Annotated in this window: 18 protein-coding genes; 12 read left to right on the top strand and 6 right to left on the bottom strand. The window is 71.5% G+C overall.

The features are described 5' to 3' along the window. The first annotated feature begins 195 nt into the window (after positions 1–195). Genes pstC through pstB form a run of 3 tightly spaced genes read left to right on the top strand, consistent with a single transcriptional unit; the run spans position 196 to position 3,076 of the window. Positions 196–1,191, top strand: a complete 996-nt coding sequence (gene pstC / locus ACW69E_RS27365; protein ID WP_457500971.1) for a phosphate ABC transporter permease subunit PstC — start codon at positions 196–198, stop codon at positions 1,189–1,191. Then, a complete protein-coding gene (gene pstA / locus ACW69E_RS27370) occupies positions 1,191–2,267 on the top strand; it encodes a phosphate ABC transporter permease PstA (protein ID WP_457500972.1) in 1,077 nt (358 codons plus the stop codon). Before pstC ends, pstA begins: the two co-directional genes overlap by 1 nt. A 32-nt stretch (positions 2,268–2,299) precedes the next feature. Next, positions 2,300–3,076: a phosphate ABC transporter ATP-binding protein PstB gene (gene pstB / locus ACW69E_RS27375; RefSeq protein WP_237877822.1), complete on the top strand. Its 777-nt coding sequence runs from the start codon at positions 2,300–2,302 to the stop codon at positions 3,074–3,076. 221 nt (positions 3,077–3,297) lie between these two features. Here pstB and ACW69E_RS27380 read toward each other — a convergent pair whose 3' ends face one another. Beyond that, positions 3,298–4,293: an anion permease gene (locus tag ACW69E_RS27380; RefSeq protein ID WP_457500973.1), complete on the bottom strand. Its 996-nt coding sequence runs from the start codon at positions 4,291–4,293 to the stop codon at positions 3,298–3,300. Positions 4,294–4,298: 5 nt separating this feature from the next. Then, a complete protein-coding gene (locus ACW69E_RS27385; RefSeq protein ID WP_457500974.1) occupies positions 4,299–4,919 on the bottom strand; it encodes a DUF47 domain-containing protein in 621 nt (206 codons plus the stop codon). Positions 4,920–5,123: 204 nt separating this feature from the next. On the opposite strand from ACW69E_RS27385, the gene ACW69E_RS27390 reads away from it, so the two are divergent. After that, positions 5,124–5,444, top strand: coding sequence for a metal-sensitive transcriptional regulator (locus ACW69E_RS27390; protein ID WP_457500975.1), 321 nt, complete (start codon positions 5,124–5,126; stop codon positions 5,442–5,444). A 61-nt stretch (positions 5,445–5,505) separates the two neighbouring features. Here ACW69E_RS27390 and ACW69E_RS27395 read toward each other — a convergent pair whose 3' ends face one another. After that, entirely contained in the window at positions 5,506–5,706 is a 201-nt protein-coding gene (locus ACW69E_RS27395; protein WP_457500976.1) for a hypothetical protein, read from the bottom strand. 132 nt (positions 5,707–5,838) lie between these two features. After that, positions 5,839–6,696 (bottom strand): hypothetical protein, encoded by an 858-nt coding sequence (locus ACW69E_RS27400; protein WP_457500977.1) that lies wholly within the window; start codon positions 6,694–6,696, stop codon positions 5,839–5,841. A gap of 87 nt (positions 6,697–6,783) precedes the next feature. Here ACW69E_RS27400 and ACW69E_RS27405 point away from each other — a divergent pair, with 87 nt between their 5' ends. Further along, the gene (locus ACW69E_RS27405; RefSeq protein WP_457500978.1) at positions 6,784–6,966 is read left to right on the top strand and encodes a hypothetical protein; all 183 of its coding nucleotides are present in this window, start codon (positions 6,784–6,786) and stop codon (positions 6,964–6,966) included. Positions 6,967–7,084: 118 nt separating this feature from the next. Here the strand turns inward: ACW69E_RS27405 and ACW69E_RS27410 are convergent, their stop codons facing one another. Both ACW69E_RS27410 and ACW69E_RS27415 read right to left on the bottom strand, forming a co-directional pair. Beyond that, positions 7,085–7,753: a phosphatase PAP2 family protein gene (locus ACW69E_RS27410; RefSeq protein ID WP_457500979.1), complete on the bottom strand. Its 669-nt coding sequence runs from the start codon at positions 7,751–7,753 to the stop codon at positions 7,085–7,087. A gap of 193 nt (positions 7,754–7,946) precedes the next feature. Continuing rightward, complete coding sequence (locus ACW69E_RS27415) at positions 7,947–8,873, bottom strand: C40 family peptidase (RefSeq protein ID WP_457500985.1); 927 nt, start codon at positions 8,871–8,873, stop codon at positions 7,947–7,949. A gap of 157 nt (positions 8,874–9,030) precedes the next feature. Here ACW69E_RS27415 and ACW69E_RS27420 point away from each other — a divergent pair, with 157 nt between their 5' ends. The 7 genes from ACW69E_RS27420 to ACW69E_RS27450 all read left to right on the top strand — a co-directional run bounded on the left by ACW69E_RS27420 (position 9,031) and on the right by ACW69E_RS27450 (position 17,339). Then, a complete protein-coding gene (locus ACW69E_RS27420) occupies positions 9,031–9,339 on the top strand; it encodes a hypothetical protein (protein WP_093658653.1) in 309 nt (102 codons plus the stop codon). A gap of 544 nt (positions 9,340–9,883) precedes the next feature. After that, positions 9,884–10,675, top strand: a complete 792-nt coding sequence (locus ACW69E_RS27425; RefSeq protein ID WP_457500980.1) for a hypothetical protein — start codon at positions 9,884–9,886, stop codon at positions 10,673–10,675. Then, entirely contained in the window at positions 10,665–11,969 is a 1,305-nt protein-coding gene (locus ACW69E_RS27430) for a hypothetical protein (RefSeq protein WP_457500981.1), read from the top strand. The genes ACW69E_RS27425 and ACW69E_RS27430 overlap by 11 nt, the downstream gene beginning before the upstream one ends. After that, positions 11,966–13,516, top strand: coding sequence for an SCO6880 family protein (locus ACW69E_RS27435; protein ID WP_237882645.1), 1,551 nt, complete (start codon positions 11,966–11,968; stop codon positions 13,514–13,516). The genes ACW69E_RS27430 and ACW69E_RS27435 overlap by 4 nt, the downstream gene beginning before the upstream one ends. 14 nt (positions 13,517–13,530) lie before the next feature. Then, positions 13,531–14,985: an ATP-binding protein gene (locus ACW69E_RS27440; protein WP_457500982.1), complete on the top strand. Its 1,455-nt coding sequence runs from the start codon at positions 13,531–13,533 to the stop codon at positions 14,983–14,985. Then, entirely contained in the window at positions 14,985–16,532 is a 1,548-nt protein-coding gene (locus ACW69E_RS27445; RefSeq protein WP_457500983.1) for a type VI secretion protein, read from the top strand. The genes ACW69E_RS27440 and ACW69E_RS27445 overlap by 1 nt, the downstream gene beginning before the upstream one ends. A gap of 24 nt (positions 16,533–16,556) precedes the next feature. Further along, the gene (locus tag ACW69E_RS27450) at positions 16,557–17,339 is read left to right on the top strand and encodes an aminoglycoside adenylyltransferase family protein (protein ID WP_457500984.1); all 783 of its coding nucleotides are present in this window, start codon (positions 16,557–16,559) and stop codon (positions 17,337–17,339) included. The last annotated feature ends 48 nt before the right edge of the window (positions 17,340–17,387 follow it).

The raw sequence follows: 17,387 nt of genomic DNA on the forward strand, positions 1-17,387 counted from the left end.
CCCCCCCACCCCCCCCCCCCACCCCCCCACCACCACCCCCCCCCCCCCCCCCGGGCGGGGGGGGGGGGCCCCCCCCCCCCCGCCCCGGCCCCCGGCCGCCCGGCCGCGTCCGCACACGTAACCGCTCCGCACGCGACCAACCCATCCGGTGCACCGCCGCCAGGGGATGACACCCCTAACCAGACCGGAGAAACCATGGACATAGCACCCACCGCCTCCGCAGCGCCGAAGAACCCACCGCCGAAAGGCCCCTCCGGCAAGGACTCCGCCACCCGTCCGGGCGACCGGATCTTCCTCGGCCTCTCCAGGGGCTCCGGTATCGCGCTGCTGGTGATCATGGCCGCCATCGCGGTCTTCCTCACCTGGCGCACCCTGGTCGCCCTCGCCGAGAACGAGGGCAACTTCCTCACCACCTTCGAGTGGAGCGCCAACGCCAACCCGCCGGTCTTCGGCATCGCGGTCCTGGCCTACGGCACGATCGTCAGCTCGATCATCGCGATGGTCCTGGCGGTCCCCGTGGCCGTCGGCATCGCCCTGTTCATCTCGCACTACGCGCCGCGCCGGATCGCCACCCCGATGGCGTACGTGGTGGACCTGCTCGCCGCCGTCCCCAGCATCATCTACGGCCTGTGGGGCGCCCTGTTCCTGGTGCCGCACCTGACCGGCCTGTACGAGTGGCTCGACCAGTTCTTCGGCTGGACCGGCGTCCTCTCCTACGACGGCGGCGCCCCGCGCTCGCTGTTCACCGTCGGCATCCTGCTGGCGATCATGATCCTGCCGATCGTCACCAACGTCAGCCGCGAGGTCTTCAAGCAGTCCCCGAAGATGCAGGAGGAGGCCGCGCTCGCGCTCGGCGCCACCCGGTGGGAGGTCATCAGGATGGCCGTCCTGCCCTTCGGCCGCTCCGGCGTGATCAGCGCCTCGATGCTCGGCCTGGGCCGCGCGCTGGGCGAGACGATGGCGGTCGCCACCGTCCTGTCCCCCAACTTCCTGATCAACGTCAGCCTCCTCAACCCCGGCGGCGGCACCTTCGCCCAGAACATCGCCGCGGGCTTCAAGGAGGCCGGCGACATCGGCCGTGACGCGCTGATCGCGTCCGGTCTCGTCCTGTTCGTCATCACCCTTCTGGTGAACGGCGCGGCCCGGCTGATCATCGCCCGCCGCAAGGAATACTCGGGGGCGAACGCCTGATGAGCAACGCAGTCATGGAGAAGCCCCCGGTCACCGTGCCGCCCTCCGGCAACACCCTCAAGCAGCCCCGCCTGCCGCGCTGGGCCCCCGCCGGCCTCGCCCTGCTCTCCGCGGGCGCCGGTGCCGGCGCCGGCCTGGCGTTCGGCCTGGCCAGCCGCATCCAGTGGGGCCTGATCGCCGCGATCGTCTACATCGTGGCCACCTACGCCCTCACCACGGCCGTCGAGGGCCGCCGCCAGGCCAAGGACAGGCTGGCCACCAGCCTGATCTGGGTCAGCTTCCTGGTCGCCGTCCTCCCGCTGGCCTCCCTGATCTGGGAGACGATCGCGCGCGGCACCAAGGTCCTGGACGGGTACTTCCTCACCCACTCCATGAGCGGTGTGATCACCCTCCAGCCCGGCGGCGGTATCTACCACGCGATCATCGGCACCATCGAACAGGTCGGCATCGCCACCCTGATCGCGGCGCCGATCGGCCTGCTGACCGCGATCTACCTGGTCGAGTACGGGCGCGGCAAGCTCGCCACGGCCGTCACCTTCTTCGTCGACGTCATGACCGGCATCCCCTCGATCGTGGCCGGTCTGTTCGTCCTGTCCTTCTGGATCATCATCCTGGACTTCGGCTACTCCGGCTTCGCCGGCGCCATGGCGCTGGCGATCCTGATGATGCCGATCGTCGTGCGCTCCACCGAGGAGATGCTCAAGCTCGTCCCGAACGAGCTGCGCGAGGCGTCCCTGGCGCTGGGCGTGCCCAAGTGGCGCACCATCCTCAAGGTCGTGCTGCCCACCGCGATCGGCGGCATCACCACGGGCGTCATGCTCGCCGTCGCCCGTATCGCCGGTGAGACCGCGCCGATCCTGCTGCTGGTGTTCGGCGCCCAGTCGATCAACAACAACCCGTTCGAGGGCGCCCAGTCCTCCCTGCCGTACTACGTCTACGAGCAGTGGGCCAACGGCAACGAGGCCTCCTACGACCGCGCCTGGGCGGCGGCCCTCGTACTGATCGCCTTCGTGATGATCCTGAACATGGTGGCCCGCGGCATAGCCCGCTGGAAGGCCCCGAAGACCGGCCGCTGACCGGCCGCACGAGCAGAAGAGAAGTGATTCCCATGGCCAAGCGCATCGACGTCAGCGGCCTCACCGCGTACTACGGCTCCCACAAGGCGATCGAGGACATCTCCATGTCCGTCGAGCCGCGCTCCGTGACCGCCTTCATCGGCCCGTCCGGCTGCGGCAAGTCCACCTTCCTGCGCACCCTCAACCGCATGCACGAGGTCACCCCCGGCGGACGCGTCGAGGGCAAGGTGACGCTCGACAACGAGGACCTGTACGCCGGCGGCGTCGACCCGGTCTCCGTCCGCCGCACCATCGGCATGGTCTTCCAGCGCCCGAACCCGTTCCCCACCATGTCGATCTACGACAACGTGGCGGCGGGCCTGCGGCTCAACGGCTCCTACAAGAAGTCGCAGCTCGACGACGTCGTCGAGAAGTCCCTCAAGGGCGCCAACCTCTGGAACGAGGTCAAGGACCGCCTGAACAAGCCCGGCTCCGGCCTCTCCGGCGGCCAGCAGCAGCGGCTGTGCATCGCCCGCGCCATCGCGGTCGAGCCGCAGGTGCTGCTGATGGACGAGCCGTGCTCCGCGCTCGACCCGATCTCCACCCTCGCCATCGAGGACCTGATCTCCGAGCTCAAGGAGCGCTTCACGATCGTCATCGTGACCCACAACATGCAGCAGGCCGCGCGGGTTTCGGACCGCACCGCCTTCTTCAACCTGGCGGCGGTCGGCCAGCCCGGCAAGCTGATCGAGATCGACGACACCGAGCGCATCTTCTCCAACCCCTCGGTCCAGGCCACCGAGGACTACATCTCGGGCCGCTTCGGCTGACCCGGCCGGCCCCGGCCCGTCCAGGCCGTCTGCGGTGCTGCATGGCGGTGCCACCGCAAGACGAAACGCCCGCCCCCCGGCTCCCGGGGGGCGGGCGTCCCACGTTCGGGCCCGCCGGAACGCGGACTCGGCCCGCCACCGTCCGCACCGCCCAGCCGGTGTCTCCCGGGGACGACCCCCGGACCCCCGGCCGGACACCCCCGCACCACCGGAACGCGGACTCAGCCCGCCACCATCCGCACCGCCCAGTAACTCACCGCCGCCACCAGCGCGGCGGCCGGCATCGTGATGAACCAGCCGAGCACGATGTTCTTCGCCACCCCCCAGCGCACCGCGCTGACCCGCTTGGTGGCGCCCACACCCATGATCGCGGAGGTGATCACATGGGTGGTGGAGATCGGGGCGTGGAACATGAACGAGGCGGTGTACATCACCGAGGCCGCCGTCGTCTCGGCGGCGAAACCCTGCGGCGGGTCCAGTTCGATGATCCGGCGCCCCAGCGTCCGCATGATCCGCCAGCCTCCGGCGTACGTGCCCAGCGACAGCATCAGCGCGCAGGAGACCTTGACCCAGACCGGGATCTGGCCGTGGTCCTGGACGTCCGCGATCACCAGGGCCATCACCACGATGCCCATGGTCTTCTGCGCGTCCTGCAGGCCGTGGCCGAGCGCCATGCCCGCGGCCGAGACCGTCTGGGCCATGCGGAAGCCGCGCTTGGCGCGCTGCGGGTTGGCCCTGCGGAACAGCCACATGATGGCCACCATCACCAGGTAGCCGAGCAGCAGGCCGACCAGCGGCGAGACGAACATCGGGATGACGATCTTCGAGAACACCCCGGACCAGTACACCGCGATGCCGCCCGCCAGCGCCGCGCCCACCATGCCGCCGAACAGAGCGTGCGAGGAGGAGGACGGCAGGCCGAAGTACCAGGTGATCATGTTCCAGGTGATCGCCCCGACCAGCGCCGCGAACAGGATCGCCATCCCGCTCTGGCCGTGCGGGGTCTCGATCAGGCCCTCGCTGACGGTCTTGGCTACGCCGCTGCCCAGGAAGGCGCCCGCCAGGTTCATCACCGCCGCCATCAGCAGCGCGGCCCGGGGGGTGAGCGCGCGGGTGGAGACGGAGGTGGCGATGGCGTTCGCCGAGTCGTGGAAGCCGTTGGTGTAGGTGAAGAAGAGCGCGACCCCGACGGTCAGTACGAGCGCGAAGGTGTCCACGTGGTTCAGGACTCCTTGACGGCGATGGTCTCCACCGTGTTCGCCACGTGCTCGAAGGCGTCGGCCGCCTCCTCCAGGACATCCACGACCTGCTTGAGCTTGAGCACCTCGATCGCGTCGTACTTGCCGTTGAACAGATGGGCCAGCAGCTTGCGGTGGATCTGGTCGGCCTGGTTCTCCAGCCGGTTGACCTCGATCCAGTACTCGGTGAGGTTGGCCATCGTCCGCAGGTTCGGCATCGCCTCGGCGGTCAGCTCGGCCGCCCGGGCCAGGACCTCGATCTGCTGCTCGACGCCCTTGGGCAGTTCCTCGATCTGGTAGAGGACGACGAGGTCGACGGCCTCCTCCATGAAGTCCATGATGTCGTCGAGCGACGACGCGAGCCGGTAGATGTCCTCGCGGTCGAACGGTGTGATGAAAGAGGAGTTCAGCTGGTGGAAGATCGCGTGGGTGGCGTCGTCACCGGCGTGTTCGGCCGCACGCATGCGCTCCGAGATCTCGGCCCGGGCCGAGGCCTCCGCCCCGAGCAGTTCCATCAGGAGCTTCGAGCCCGTGACGATGTTGTCCGCGGAGGCCGCGAACATGTCGTAGAAGCTCGTCTCCCTGGGGGTCAGACGAAAGCGCACTGGGATTCCTCGAGGTGCATCGTTGTCGGTCTCATGATGCTAGGCGCATCATCCGGCCACATCGAACCGGTGTCCTTCAGTGTCACCCATCGGACCACACGCTCCGTACCCGGGGATCCACGCCCCCATCACCGCAGAACGGAAAATTCGGTACCATATACCCAGTGGGGGTATTGATCCTCACGGCGACCACGGGAGGACCGTATGACGACCACCGACGCCCGTCCAGAGACCGCCCACGGTCCGCACGGATACGCCAAGGAGAAGGACGCCCACCTCAAACGGCTGCGGCGCATCGAGGGCCAGATCCGCGGCCTGCAGCGCATGGTCGAGGAGGACGTCTACTGCATCGACATACTCACCCAGGTCTCGGCGTCCACCAAGGCCCTGCAGTCCTTCGCCCTCCAGCTGCTGGAGGAGCACCTGCGCCACTGTGTGGCCCAGGCGGCCACCGAGGGCGGCGAGGAGATCGACGCCAAGGTGGAGGAGGCCACGGCCGCCATCGCCCGGCTGCTGCGCACCTGACGCCCGCCCCGTCCCGTCCCGCCCGGCTCCGGGAGGCCGGTGGACGACCGCCGGGCCGCGGTCAGGCCCGCGGCCGGCTCCGGCCCTTCCGCTCGTGGTCGCGCCCGACCCGCAGCACCTCGTCGATGCGGGCGGGACTGAGCCGGTCCTCGGCCGCGGCCGAAGCCGCGATCATCAGCTCCCCGTAGAGCTCGATCTCGTCGAGGGCCACGTGGTCCTCGGTCAGTGGACCGCCGTTCTCCCCGGACACAACCACCACCACCTCCGGCCTCCCCTCCGACGCAACCGAACTCCAGAGTAGGAAGAAGCGCCTCCCGCGCGCATGGCACGTCCGGACCATTTCGCGCCACCGCTCCCGGCTACGCTCCGGCGCACTCCCTCGCCCCCGCACTCCCTACGGAGCGGCGATCCTCCCGGTGTAGATGTCCTCCGGCTCCGGCAGCTCGACCTCCACCGGCACACCGAAGCCGTACAGCGACGTGGTGGAGACCACCTCGGCGTCCCCTTCCCGGCCCGGGGCGCCCGCCGCCCGCGGGAAGGAGAAGCGGTGCCGGACCTTCCGCAGCCGCCCGCGTTCGTCCAGGTACGCGTCGAAGACCACCGTCCGGTTCGAGAGCCCCTCCGCCGCCGCGGCGAGCTGCCCGCGCGAGCGCGGCTCCGCTTCCCTCGCCGCCACCGCGAGATCCACGGTGCCCCGGTAGTGCCGCACCGTCTCCCCGTGCAGCCGCTCCTCGCCGCGGAACGAAGCCGACCGCACACCGCGCAGCAGCTCGGCGGCGCTGACCGGGTCGGTGGCGCCGCCCGTGACCAGGTTCCCGTCGGGGAGGGCCGCCGTGTCCACACGCACCCACTTGCCGTCGGGCACGCCCGCGCCCCGGTTCCTCATGTACAGCGCGCCCGGCGTGACCAGCTCCACGACCCGGCGGCGTTCGCTCTCGCCGGTGGCCTCGCCCGGCAGCACCACCCTCAGCCGCCCCGTCCGCCTCCCGTAGTCGAAGACGCCCGAGCCCCGGATGGTGACCCGGGTACCGCCGTTGGTCATCTCCACCGCCGTACGCGTCCGGGAGGTGCCCGACCCGGCCAGCGCCTCGGCCGCCTCCCGGACGGTGGCCCGCGCCTCGGCGGCGCTCACGTCGGCGGCGGCGGCGCCCCGCCCGGAACAGCCCGTCGCGGCCAGGACCGCCAGCGCCGTCCCGGCGCAGACCGCGCCGACCGCCGCGGTCCTGCCCTTCGGCCCCCGTTGCACCACCATCGCCTGACGACCCCCAAGCACGCGTATCGGAACCCGTTCCGATTAACGACGCCCCCGCGCCCCCGTCACGGCCGGTACCGTGACCGTGTGCAGCAGGACGACAGCCAGCGGGTGCCGCCCCAGCGACCGGCACCGCCGCAGGAGCATCTGATCTCGACCGTGGAGAAGGGCCCGTTCTGCAGCGCCGCCTGCAGCTGCGGATGGCGTGGTCCGGCCCGGCGGGCCCGGGGGCGCGCCCGCGCGGACGCCGCGGCCCACCAGGAGGCGTGAGGGCCCGTCGGGGGCGTGAGGTTCCGGCGGGTGAAGGGCCCGGAGGACGGCGAACGGCCGCCGGGGCGAGTGCCCCGGCGGCCGTGAACCTCCTCGGACGCCTGCCTCCCGGGCGCCCTCAGGCGACCAGGTCCTGCGGCTGCCGCTCCGCGTCCGGCTCCCCGGCCCGCTCCGCCGGCGCCGGCGAGACGCTCACCAGCCGGCCGATCCGCGGCGAAGCGGCCATCGCGCGCATCAGCGGCGTCAGCAGCGCCAGTGCGAGCGGCGCCAGCAGCAGCGTCACTGCCGTGCCCAGCGCCAGGCCGCCGATCACGTCGGTGGGGTAGTGCACCCCCATGTAGACACGGCAGAGCCCGGCGAACACCGCCACCAGGATGCCGACCAGACCCAGCCGCCGGTTGACCATGAAGATCCCCACGGCCAGCGCCATCGCCAGCGTCGCGTGGTCGCTGACGAACGAGAAGTCCCTCTTCCCGTCCACCAGCACCTCCAGCCCGTCATGGGTCAGAAAGGGTCTGGGCCGCTCCACGAACTCCCGGATCGGTACGTTCACCAGCACCGCCACCCCGGCCGCCAGCGGCGCCCAGATCAACCCGGCCACCGCCGAAACCGCGTCCGGGCGGCGCCGCGCCGTCCACCAGGCCCACAGGCCCAGCACCGCCAGCGCCACGATCGTGCCGTACTCGCCGACGTACTCCATGAGGTGGTCGGCCCAGTCGGGGGCCTGTCTGGCCAATCCGTTGATGTCGTAGAGCAGCTCGACGTCGGGGTTGTCCCATTCGGCCATCGCAATGCTGCCCTTCACTCTTCGCTGCCGACCCCCGTGGTAGCGGAATGCTCGTTCCGGACAAGGAAACGCCTCGCCCCGGCCGTACGTTCCGACCTCCACCGAACGATCACCCGGACGTTATCGGAGGGTGACCCGCCCCCGGGGACCGCGGCCGCGCACCGCGCCACCGGGGCGGCCGCCGCTCCGGAACTCACGATGCCGTGGGCCTCGTCGCCCCGAAGTAGTCGGGGGAGTCGATCGGGTCGAAGCGGATCACCGCGCCCGTGTACGGCGCGTCGATCATATAGCCACCGCCCACGTAGATCCCCACGTGGTGGATCGACCGGGAATCGGTCAAGTCGTGTGCGAAGAAGACCAGATCGCCCGGGAGCAGCTCACCGCGCTTCGGGTGCGGGCCGGCGTTCCACTGGTCGTTGGCGACACGCGGCAGCTCGATGCCCACGCTCGCGTACGCCGCCTTCGTCAGGCCCGAGCAGTCGAACCGCCCGCCGTCCTCCGGCGTGCCGTCCCCGCCCCACAGGTACGGCGTCCCCAGCCTCTTCTGCGCGAAGTCGATCGCCCCGGCGGCCTGCTTCGTCGGCGACAGCCGCCCGGCGGGCGCCGCGAAGCTCTTCTCCAGCTTCCGGATGACCTTCACGTAGTTCTGCGTCTCGCGGTACGGCGGCACCCCGCCGTACTTCATCACCGCGTACGGGCCCGCGTTGTAGGCGGCCAGCATGTTGTCCGTCGGATCGCCGGGCACCCCCCGGACGTTCTTCGCCAGCGTGCAGTCGTACTTGGCCGCCGACGGGATCGCGTCGGCCGGATCCCACACGTCGCGGTCGCCGTCACCGTCGCCGTCGACACCGTGAACCGCCCAGGTGCCGGGGATGAACTGGGCGATCCCCTGCGCCGCGGCGGGGCTGCGCGCCTTCGGGTTCCAGCCGCTCTCCTGGAAGAGCTGGGCGGCCAGCAGCGCCGGGTTGAGCGCCGGACAGTAGTTGCCCCACTTCTGCACCAGCGGCCGGTACTCCGCCGGCACGGCGTTCTTCGCCAGCGCGACCGCACCACCCCGCCCGCCGAACAGGTTCGACGCAGCGGTGTAGGTGCCCACCACGAGCAGTGCCAGCAAGCACATGACGAGCCCGAAACCGACCCCGATCGCCACCCACGCCTTCCGCACCCCTCAACCCTCCCCCATCCGAAAGGAGTTCACTGCCGATTCGGCCGCAACCGTGTCAGAATCCAAGTGAAGCGCAACTTTCGACAACCCTCACCGGGGCGGTGAACACAGCATGTTTCTGGCAGCCGAAAAGGGCGACATCACCACCATCATCGGCGGAATCGCCCCCGACTGGGGCCCGTTCGGATCGCTGGGCAACGAGGCCCGCGTGATGATCGAGGTCGTCATGGCCGTCGCCATCCTCCTCTGCCTCGGCATCGCCATCTGGGGCGCGGCCAAACAGCGCATCGGAGCCACGGCGCTGCGCGACACCTTCAGCGCGGAGCAGGGCAAGGGGCTGATCGTGGCGGGCCTGACCGGGGTCTTCATCATCGGATCCCTCGGCACACTCTTCACGATCGTCTACGGCATGGCCGTGTAACCGCGCCCCGCCCCGCCTGCCCTCCGGCCCCCGGTCCCCGGCTCCCGGACGCGCCCGCGTGCCCGGCGAGCGGACCGGGGTGTCCCGTACACCGCCGACCGACGGTGCACGCCCCGGCCGGTGGGCGCCTGACACCCCGTGAGAACCGTCACGCCCGCGGCCGGGGGCGAAACGGCCCGCGGGGCCGGGCACCCCCGCCCACCGGCACCGCACCGGCGGCCGAAGGCGGACACCGCCGGCGCCGGCCCGGCCGCCCCGAAGGCCGCGGCCGCCGAACCGCTCCCCCCACCAGGAAAAAGAGCACCGCAGCGATGCACCAGCCCAGGATCCGCACCCGCCCCGGCCGGCTCCCCTCCTCCCCCAACGGAACGCGACCGGAGGGCGCGGGGCGGCGATGGCGGGCAGGGTGCGGTGATCCACCGCTCACGGTGCGGAAGCGATCCTGCACACACCGGTCCCACAACCGCCCCGGCGGAGTTAACGTCAAGGACAGGGCACGACGACAACCGGGCGGCGCCCGGGCGACCGAGAGGGCACGCGCACGATGAGCATCGGCGGCGATGGCGGGTACGAGGACGACGTCGTCGACGCGTACGACGAGCCCCGGCGGCAGCCCGTCAGGGTGGGCCGCAGCACGGTGACGGTGGTGGGCGTCGTCGTCCTGCTGATCGCGGCCATCGCCTTCGCCAACAGAGGCGGTGGCGAGACCCCGCCGGACGGCGGCGGCCCGCAGGCCCGTGAGGACGCCCGGCCCACCGCCCCCACCGGTGAACGCCCCGTCACCGAACGGTCGAACGGCGTGCCCTCGGGCTTCCCCCGCACCGAGCAGGGCGCGCAGAGCGCCGCGGCCAACTACGCGGTGGCACTGGGCGGTACGGGCATGTTCGAGGCCGAGCACCGGCACATGCTCGTCGACACCCTCTACACCCCCGAAGCCGCCGCACGCGTCAAGAAGCGGCAGGACAGGGCCTATTCGAAAGCCCTGTTCGAGCGCATAGGGCTCACGCCCGAGGGCGAGGCCCCCGAGGGCACGACCTTCGTCTCACGCACCATCCCCGTCGGCACCAGCGTGACGGAGTACACCGAGGACGGCGCCACCGTCGAGGTCTGGTACACGGGCCTGATCGGCATGGCCGGCGAGGAGTCGACCATCCCCGTGACCACCACCTGGAAGACCTGGACCTTCCGGCTGAGCTGGGCCGGATCCGACTGGAAGATCACCGAGGACTCCCAGAAGGACGGCCCCGCCCCCGTACCGGGCGACCTCCGGGCCTCCACAGCCGAGGACATCAGCAAGGCCGTCGAGGAGTACGGAGGGTTCACCTATGCCCGTTGACCGAGCCGGCCGCCGCGCCACGCGCCGCGCCCTGCCGCTCGCCGGACTCCTGGCGGGCCTGCAGGCCGCCGGAGTCTGGCTGGCCGCCCGCGCGGCAGCCGAGCCCTCGCCGACCGCGAGCCCGGACCCCTGCGAGGAACTCGACACCCCCGCGAGGGAGTTGTGTGACACCGGCGAACCCGGCAGCGGCGGCGCAGACTCCGACCCCCTGTCCACCCTCGACCCCCTCGCCTCCCTCGCCCGGGGCTGCGCCGAGGCCGCCGCCTGGATCGTCGACAAGCTCTCCGAGGCCGTCTCCTCCACCGCCACCGTCGACTTCACCAACCCCGCCTTCCTGCGCCAGTACGCCGTCGTCTTCGCCGCCTCGACGATCCTCACCCTCGTGCTGTGGCTGCTGGCCGTAGCCAAGCGCGCCGTCCGCGGCATCCCCCTCACCGAGGCCCTCACCGAGGCCATCGGCTTCCTGTGGCTGACGGTCCTCGCCTCCGCCTTCACCCCCCTGGTTCTCTACACCCTGGTCACCGCGACCGACGCCGTCACCGACGTGATCGCCGCGGGCACCGGGTCCGACACGGACAAGTTCTTCGGCTCCTTCTCCGAGGCCCTGAAGAAGGGCGACGACATCGGCGGCGGCCCGATCATGCTGATCGTCGTCTCCCTGGTCTCCGTCCTCGCCGCCGGCGTCCTCTGGCTCGAACTCGTCATCCGCGCCGCCCTGCTGTACGTCGGCGCCCTGCTGGGCACGGTCGTCTACGCCGGGCTCGTCGACAGGAACCTGTGGGGCCACGTACGCCGCTGGGCGGGCATCATGATCGCGGTGATCCTCGTCAAACCGGTCATCGTCATCGTCCTCGGCCTCGCCGGGGCGCTCGCCTCCGACGAGGGCCCGAACGCCTTCTCCGCGATCGTCTCCGGTCTGGCGATCATCCTGCTGGCCATCTTCGCCAGCGCCATGATCTACCGCTTCGTCCCCGGCTTCGGCGACGAGATCGTCCGCCAGCGCAACGCAAGCGCCGACCCCGCCTCCCGTACGGCCGCCGCCGTCGTCTCCTCCCCCGCCGCCATGCTCCGCCAGGGCATCACCACCCACAGCGCCCGCGGCGGCGCCGAGGGCGGCAGCGGCGGCGGGCAGTCCGGTGCCGCCCCCCGGCCCGCCAACCCGGTCTCCGGCGGTGTGGCCGCCCACGCCTCGCGCGGCGACCGGACCTCCTCCCGGCCCACCGCGCCGCCCCCGCCCCGCACGGGCAGCGGCGGTGGCACCACCAGCAACCGCACCGGAGGTGATCGCGGATGACGACCCCGTCCCACACCGTCGCTCCGCGCCGCACGTACATGATCGGGCGCGCCCGTCCCAACGCCGTCGTCGGCAGGAACCGGGAGACGGGCGAGATCGCGCTGATCATCGCGGGCGCCTTCCTCGGCATGATGAGCGGGCTCCTGGTCCCCGTCCTGTCGCTGCGCATCGCCCTGCTGGTCGGCTTCCCACTGCTCGCTCTGGCCGCGGTGTACGTCCCCTACAACGGCCGGACGTACTACAAGTGGTTCGAGATCAACCGCAGTTACCGCCGCCTGCTGCGCCGCGGCACCACCTACCGCTCCACCGCCGCCGAGGCCGGCACCCGGCTGGACGGCACCGAGGTGGACATCCCCGCGCCCCCCGGTGTCGGCCGGGTCAACTGGCTGTCCGCGCCCTTCGGGCCCGACGAGATCGCCGTGCTGCTCCACGCCGACCGACGCACCGTCACCGCCGCCATCGAGATCGAGGGACCGGGCGTGGGCCTGCGCGACAGCGAGGACCAGGAGGCCCTCGTCGACCGCTTCGGCACCCTCCTCAAGCACGTGGCCAACGGCGACGGCTTCGTCACCCGCCTCCAGATGCTCGCCCGCACCCTCCCCGCCGACCCCGACGCCCACGCCAAGGACGTCGCGCAGCGCGGCGACGAGCGGGCCGCGCCCTGGCTGCGCGACTCCTACGAGCAGCTGCTGTCGATGGTCTCCACCTCCAGCGAGCAGCACCGCGCCTACCTGGTGGCCTGCATGCACTACACCCGCGACCTGGCCGCCGAGGCCACCGCGATCGCCAAGGCCACCCGCGCCTCCACCGGCCGCCGCCTCACCCGCGACGAGGGCCTGGCCGTCGTCATGGCCCGCGAGCTCACCGACATCTGCGCCCGCCTGGCCGAGGCCGACATCCGGGTGCGGCAGCCGCTGGGCCAGTCCCGCATGGCGTCCCTGATCCACTCCATGTACGACCCGGACCACCCCATCGACCACATCCAGGCCATGAGCCGCCGCAACGCCTGGCCCGCCGAGCTGGACGCCTCCGAGCCCACCCACCTGCAGGCCAAGACCCGCGAGTCCGCCACCCGCGCCCCCTGGTGCCATGCCACCGCCTGGGTCAAGGAGTGGCCGATGACCCCCGTGGGCGTCAACTTCCTCGCCCCGCTGCTGGTCCACACCCCCGACGTGATCCGCACCGTCGCCGTCTGCATGGACCTGGAGCCGACCGAGGTCGCCATCGAGCGCATGCTGACGGAGAAGACCAACGACGCCGCCGAGGCCAGCCGCGCGGCCAAGATGAACCGCACCGTCGACCCGCGCGACGTGGCCGCCCACAGCCGTGTCGACCAGCGCGGCGAGGACCTCGCCTCCGGCGCCGCCGGCGTAAACCTCGTCGGCTACATCACCGTCTCCTCCCGCAACCCCGACGCCCTGGCACGCGACAAGCGCACGATCCGGGCATCGGCCGGAAAGAGCTACTTGAAGCTGGAGTGGTGCGACCGGGAGCATCACCGTGCGTTCGTGAACACCCTGCCGTTCGCGACCGGCATCCGCCGCTGAGGAGGCGCAACACCATGGCCGCGTTCGATCCGCTGACCGCCGTCACCGACGCCTTCACCAGCTTCGTCTTCGGCAAGACCGAGACCACCCGCCTGCCCGTGCGCACCTCCACGGGCCAGGCCCAGGCCGTCTACCTGCCCACCGCCGCTCCCGGACTGGGCGACTCCGGGGTGATCATCGGCCGCGAGGTCTACAGCGGCAAGGGCTACATCTACGACCCCTTCCAGCTCTACGGCCAGCAGCTCCCGGCTCCCCACTGGCTGGTGCTCGGCGAGTCCGGCAACGGCAAGTCGGCGCTGGAGAAGACCTACATCCTGCGCCAGCTGCGCTTCCGCGACCGCCAGGTCGTCGTTCTGGACGCCCAGGGCGAGGACGGCGTCGGCGAGTGGAACCTGATCGCCGAGCAGATGGGCGTCACCCCCATCCGCCTGGACCCGATGGCCGCGCTCGACCAGGGCATCCGCCTCAACCCGCTGGACCCGTCCATCACCACCACCGGCCAGCTCGCCCTGCTGCGCACCATCATCGAGGTCGCCATGGGCCACGGCCTCGACGAGCGCGCCGGCTTCGCGCTGAAGGTCGCGCACTCCTACGTCAACGACACCGTCACCGGACGCCAGCCCGTCCTCACCGACATAGTCGAGCAACTGCGCCACCCGGAGCCGGAGTCGGCCGAGGCGATGAACGTCGCCCTGGAGGACGTGCGCGCCTGGGGGCTGGACGTGGCCCTCGTCCTGGACCGCCTGGTCGACGGCGACCTGCGCGGCATGTTCGACGGCCCGACGACGGTGGGCATCGATCTCGACGCGCCCCTGATCGTCTTCGACCTCTCCCACATCGACCGCAACTCCATCGCCATGCCGATCCTGATGGCCATCGTCGGCGTCTGGCTGGAGCACACCTGGATCCGCCCCGACCGCAAGAAGCGCATCTTCCTGGTCGAGGAGGCGTGGCACATCATCAACAGCCCGTTCGTCGCCCAGCTCTTCCAGCGTCTGCTGAAATTCGGCCGGCGTCTGGGCCTGTCGTTCGTCGCGGTCGTCCACCATCTGTCGGACGTGGTCGACGGAGCGGCGGCCCGGGAGGCGGCCGCCATCCTCAAGATGGCGTCCACCCGCACCATCTACGCCCAGAAGGCCGACGAGGCGCGGGCCACCGGAAAGGTGCTGGGGCTGCCGCGCTGGGCCGTGGAGATCATCCCCACACTCACCCCCGGCATCGCCGTCTGGGACGTCAACGGCAACGTCCAGGTCGTCAAACACCTGATCACCGAGGCCGAGCGCCCGCTGGTGTTCACCGACCGCGCCATGACCGAATCCTCCACGCCGAACCCCCCGTCCGGCTCTCCCTCCGACTCCTCCCCGCGCTCGCCGATGAAGGACGCCCTGGCCGACGAACTCGACGCCGAGACCGAATCCCGGGCCGCCGCGATGGAGCGGCTCGCACGCGCCGACGAGACGGTGGCCTGATGGTGGCCCGGGGCCACGACAGAGCACCGGGGACGCAGGGCGGCGGTACGGGCGCCCCGCCGCAGAGGGGCATCCCGGACGGCCTGCTGCTCGGTCTCATGGGTTTCCTGCTGGGCGTCACAGTCCTGTGCTGGACGGCAGCCGGACTGGCCGGTCTCCTCGCCCACGGAGCATGGCCGCAGGGCGTCGCCTTCGTCCGCACCCCGGCGGCCATGCGCGCGCTCGTCTCCGAACCGGGCGACCTGGCCGCCGCCTGGCCCGGCGCTCAGGCCGAAACCCTGCCGGGTCCGGGCCTGTTCTGGGGGATCCTCATCGGCCAGGCGATGGTCCTGACGGTCCTGGGCTTCTTCGCCGCCGGCGCCGTGGCCCGGCGGCGCGCCCTGCGCGCCGCGCGGCGGGCCGCCCGGCAGGCGGCCCCGTACAAGGGCATCCCGCCCGCGCCCCACGGGACGGCCGCGGCGCCCGTCCCCGCCACCGCAGGCACCCCCGACGCCCAGGAGACCGCGCCCTTCGAGGAGACGGCCCCCGCACCCCCTCAGGAGCCCGTACAGGCCCCCTCGGCCGTACGGGCCCGTCCCGTCCCCGAGGCGTTCTCCGGCCCTCCCGCGGGCATCGAGTACGGCGCCCTCCACACCGTCCGGGCCGCCGACGCCCTGCGCGCCGCTCCCGGAGCCGCCCTCGTCGTGACCGCCGACCCCTCCCTGTGGGCGGAGACCGCGGGAGCCCGCGCCAAGCTCGGTCCCGTCCACGTCTACGACCCGGGGCAGCTCACCGACGCCCCCGTACGGCTGCGCTGGTCGCCCCACCACGGCTGCGACGACCGCCGTACCGCCGCCGCACGGGCCGCGGCCCTGCTCGCCCCCGTACGCAGCCCCGCACAGGCGGACGCCGCCGCCCACGACGCCGCCGAGACGCTCCTGGGCTGCTGGCTCCACGCCGCCGCCGTGGCCGGCGAGCCGTTCCGCCAGGTCCACCGCTGGGCCAACGCCACGACGGGCTCCTCCTCGGAGGCCGTCCGGATCCTGCGTACGCACCCCAAGGCGGCGTCCGGCGCGGCGGGCGAGCTGGAGGCGACGCTGATCGCCCACCCCGAGCGCCGGGACGCCGCCGTCCGCACCGTCCAGAGCGCCCTGTCCTGCCTGTCCCAACTCCACGTCCGCAACGCGTGCACGGCTCCGCGCACGGATTCGGCCGCCCTGGAATCCTTTGCGGCCGAATGGGGAACGCTCTATGTCGTGGGCGAAACCGTCGAGGACCCGCGCCGTGCCCCCGGCACGATGCCACTCCTCACGGCTCTCACCGCAAGCGTGGTCGAGCACGGCCGCCGCATGGCCGCAGGGTCATCCGCCGGCCGGCTCGACCCACCACTCTCCCTGATCCTCCACAACGCCGCGGCGGTCGCCCCCATCCCCCAGCTGCCCGATCTCCTGGTCAACGGCGAGCCGACGGGCATGCCGACCCTGGCCCTGCTGCGTTCACAGGCGCAGGCGCACGCCTGGTGGCCCCGGCTCGGCGAAGCCGGGCCGCCGACGCGCCCCACGCCCTGACCGCCCGGCGGAGCGAGGACACCAATGGAGACGGGTCAACTCCAGGAGACCGTGGAGCTGATCGACGGCGTACTGGGCTCCACGGCAATCGGTGTGTACCTCCACGGCTCCTCCGTGCTCGGAGGCCTCCGGCCGGCCAGCGACCTCGATCTCCTCGTACTGTCCCGGCGAACCATGGACGAACGGGAGCGGCACTCGCTTGCCGAAGGACTACTCGGGATCTCCGCCTCAGTGGATTCAGCGGACGAGTCCCGCCGACCGGTCGAACTCACCGTCGTCGTCCAGGCCGAGATCCGCCCATGGCGATTCCCGCCGACCGGCGACTTCCTGTACGGCGAGTGGCTACGCGACGCGTTCGAGGCCGGCGAGGTGCCTCACCCGGAGCCGGTGCCGGACCTGGCCCTGTTGCTCACCACGGTGTTGGCCGGAGAGCGCCCCCTCATCGGTCCGCCGCCCGCGCGGGTAATCGACCCCGTACCGCACAGGGACCTGATGCGAGCGAGCACCGCGGGCATTCCCGATCTGCTCGAGGAGTTGGAGGAAGACACCCGTAACGTCGTACTGACCCTCGCCCGCATCTGGACCACGCTCGTCACCGGCGGGATCGCACCGAAGGACGCCGCAGCCGACTGGGCTCTCGCCCGGCTCCCGCCGGAACACCGGCCCGTCCTGAGGCACGCCAGGGACCTCTATCTCAACCGCCGCTACTCCGAGGAGACCTGGAGCGACGAACTGCGGGCTCAGGTGCGCCCGCATACGGAGAAAGTCCTCTCCGAGATCAGCCGAATCCAACAACAGAAGGCATGAACGCAAAAAAGCCTCGGTCTTCGAGTCGTAAACTCGAAGACCGAGGCC

This window comes from Streptomyces sp. SS8 (assembly GCF_054072955.1).

What these genes read in the sequence shown, in the direction of transcription:
- pstC (WP_457500971.1), top strand. Translation starts at nt 196, where the DNA reads ATGGACATAGCACCCACCGCCTCCGCAGCGCCGAAGAACCCACCGCCG.
- pstB (WP_237877822.1), top strand. Translation starts at nt 2,300, where the DNA reads ATGGCCAAGCGCATCGACGTCAGCGGCCTCACCGCGTACTACGGCTCC.
- ACW69E_RS27430 (WP_457500981.1), top strand. Translation starts at nt 10,665, where the DNA reads ATGCCCGTTGACCGAGCCGGCCGCCGCGCCACGCGCCGCGCCCTGCCG.
- ACW69E_RS27440 (WP_457500982.1), top strand. Translation starts at nt 13,531, where the DNA reads ATGGCCGCGTTCGATCCGCTGACCGCCGTCACCGACGCCTTCACCAGC.
- ACW69E_RS27450 (WP_457500984.1), top strand. Translation starts at nt 16,557, where the DNA reads ATGGAGACGGGTCAACTCCAGGAGACCGTGGAGCTGATCGACGGCGTA.
- ACW69E_RS27390 (WP_457500975.1), top strand. Translation starts at nt 5,124, where the DNA reads ATGACGACCACCGACGCCCGTCCAGAGACCGCCCACGGTCCGCACGGA.
- ACW69E_RS27410 (WP_457500979.1), bottom strand. Translation starts at nt 7,753, where the DNA reads ATGGCCGAATGGGACAACCCCGACGTCGAGCTGCTCTACGACATCAAC.
- ACW69E_RS27400 (WP_457500977.1), bottom strand. Translation starts at nt 6,696, where the DNA reads ATGGTGGTGCAACGGGGGCCGAAGGGCAGGACCGCGGCGGTCGGCGCG.
- pstA (WP_457500972.1), top strand. Translation starts at nt 1,191, where the DNA reads ATGAGCAACGCAGTCATGGAGAAGCCCCCGGTCACCGTGCCGCCCTCC.
- ACW69E_RS27435 (WP_237882645.1), top strand. Translation starts at nt 11,966, where the DNA reads ATGACGACCCCGTCCCACACCGTCGCTCCGCGCCGCACGTACATGATC.
- ACW69E_RS27420 (WP_093658653.1), top strand. Translation starts at nt 9,031, where the DNA reads ATGTTTCTGGCAGCCGAAAAGGGCGACATCACCACCATCATCGGCGGA.
- ACW69E_RS27425 (WP_457500980.1), top strand. Translation starts at nt 9,884, where the DNA reads ATGAGCATCGGCGGCGATGGCGGGTACGAGGACGACGTCGTCGACGCG.
- ACW69E_RS27445 (WP_457500983.1), top strand. Translation starts at nt 14,985, where the DNA reads ATGGTGGCCCGGGGCCACGACAGAGCACCGGGGACGCAGGGCGGCGGT.
- ACW69E_RS27415 (WP_457500985.1), bottom strand. Translation starts at nt 8,873, where the DNA reads ATGTGCTTGCTGGCACTGCTCGTGGTGGGCACCTACACCGCTGCGTCG.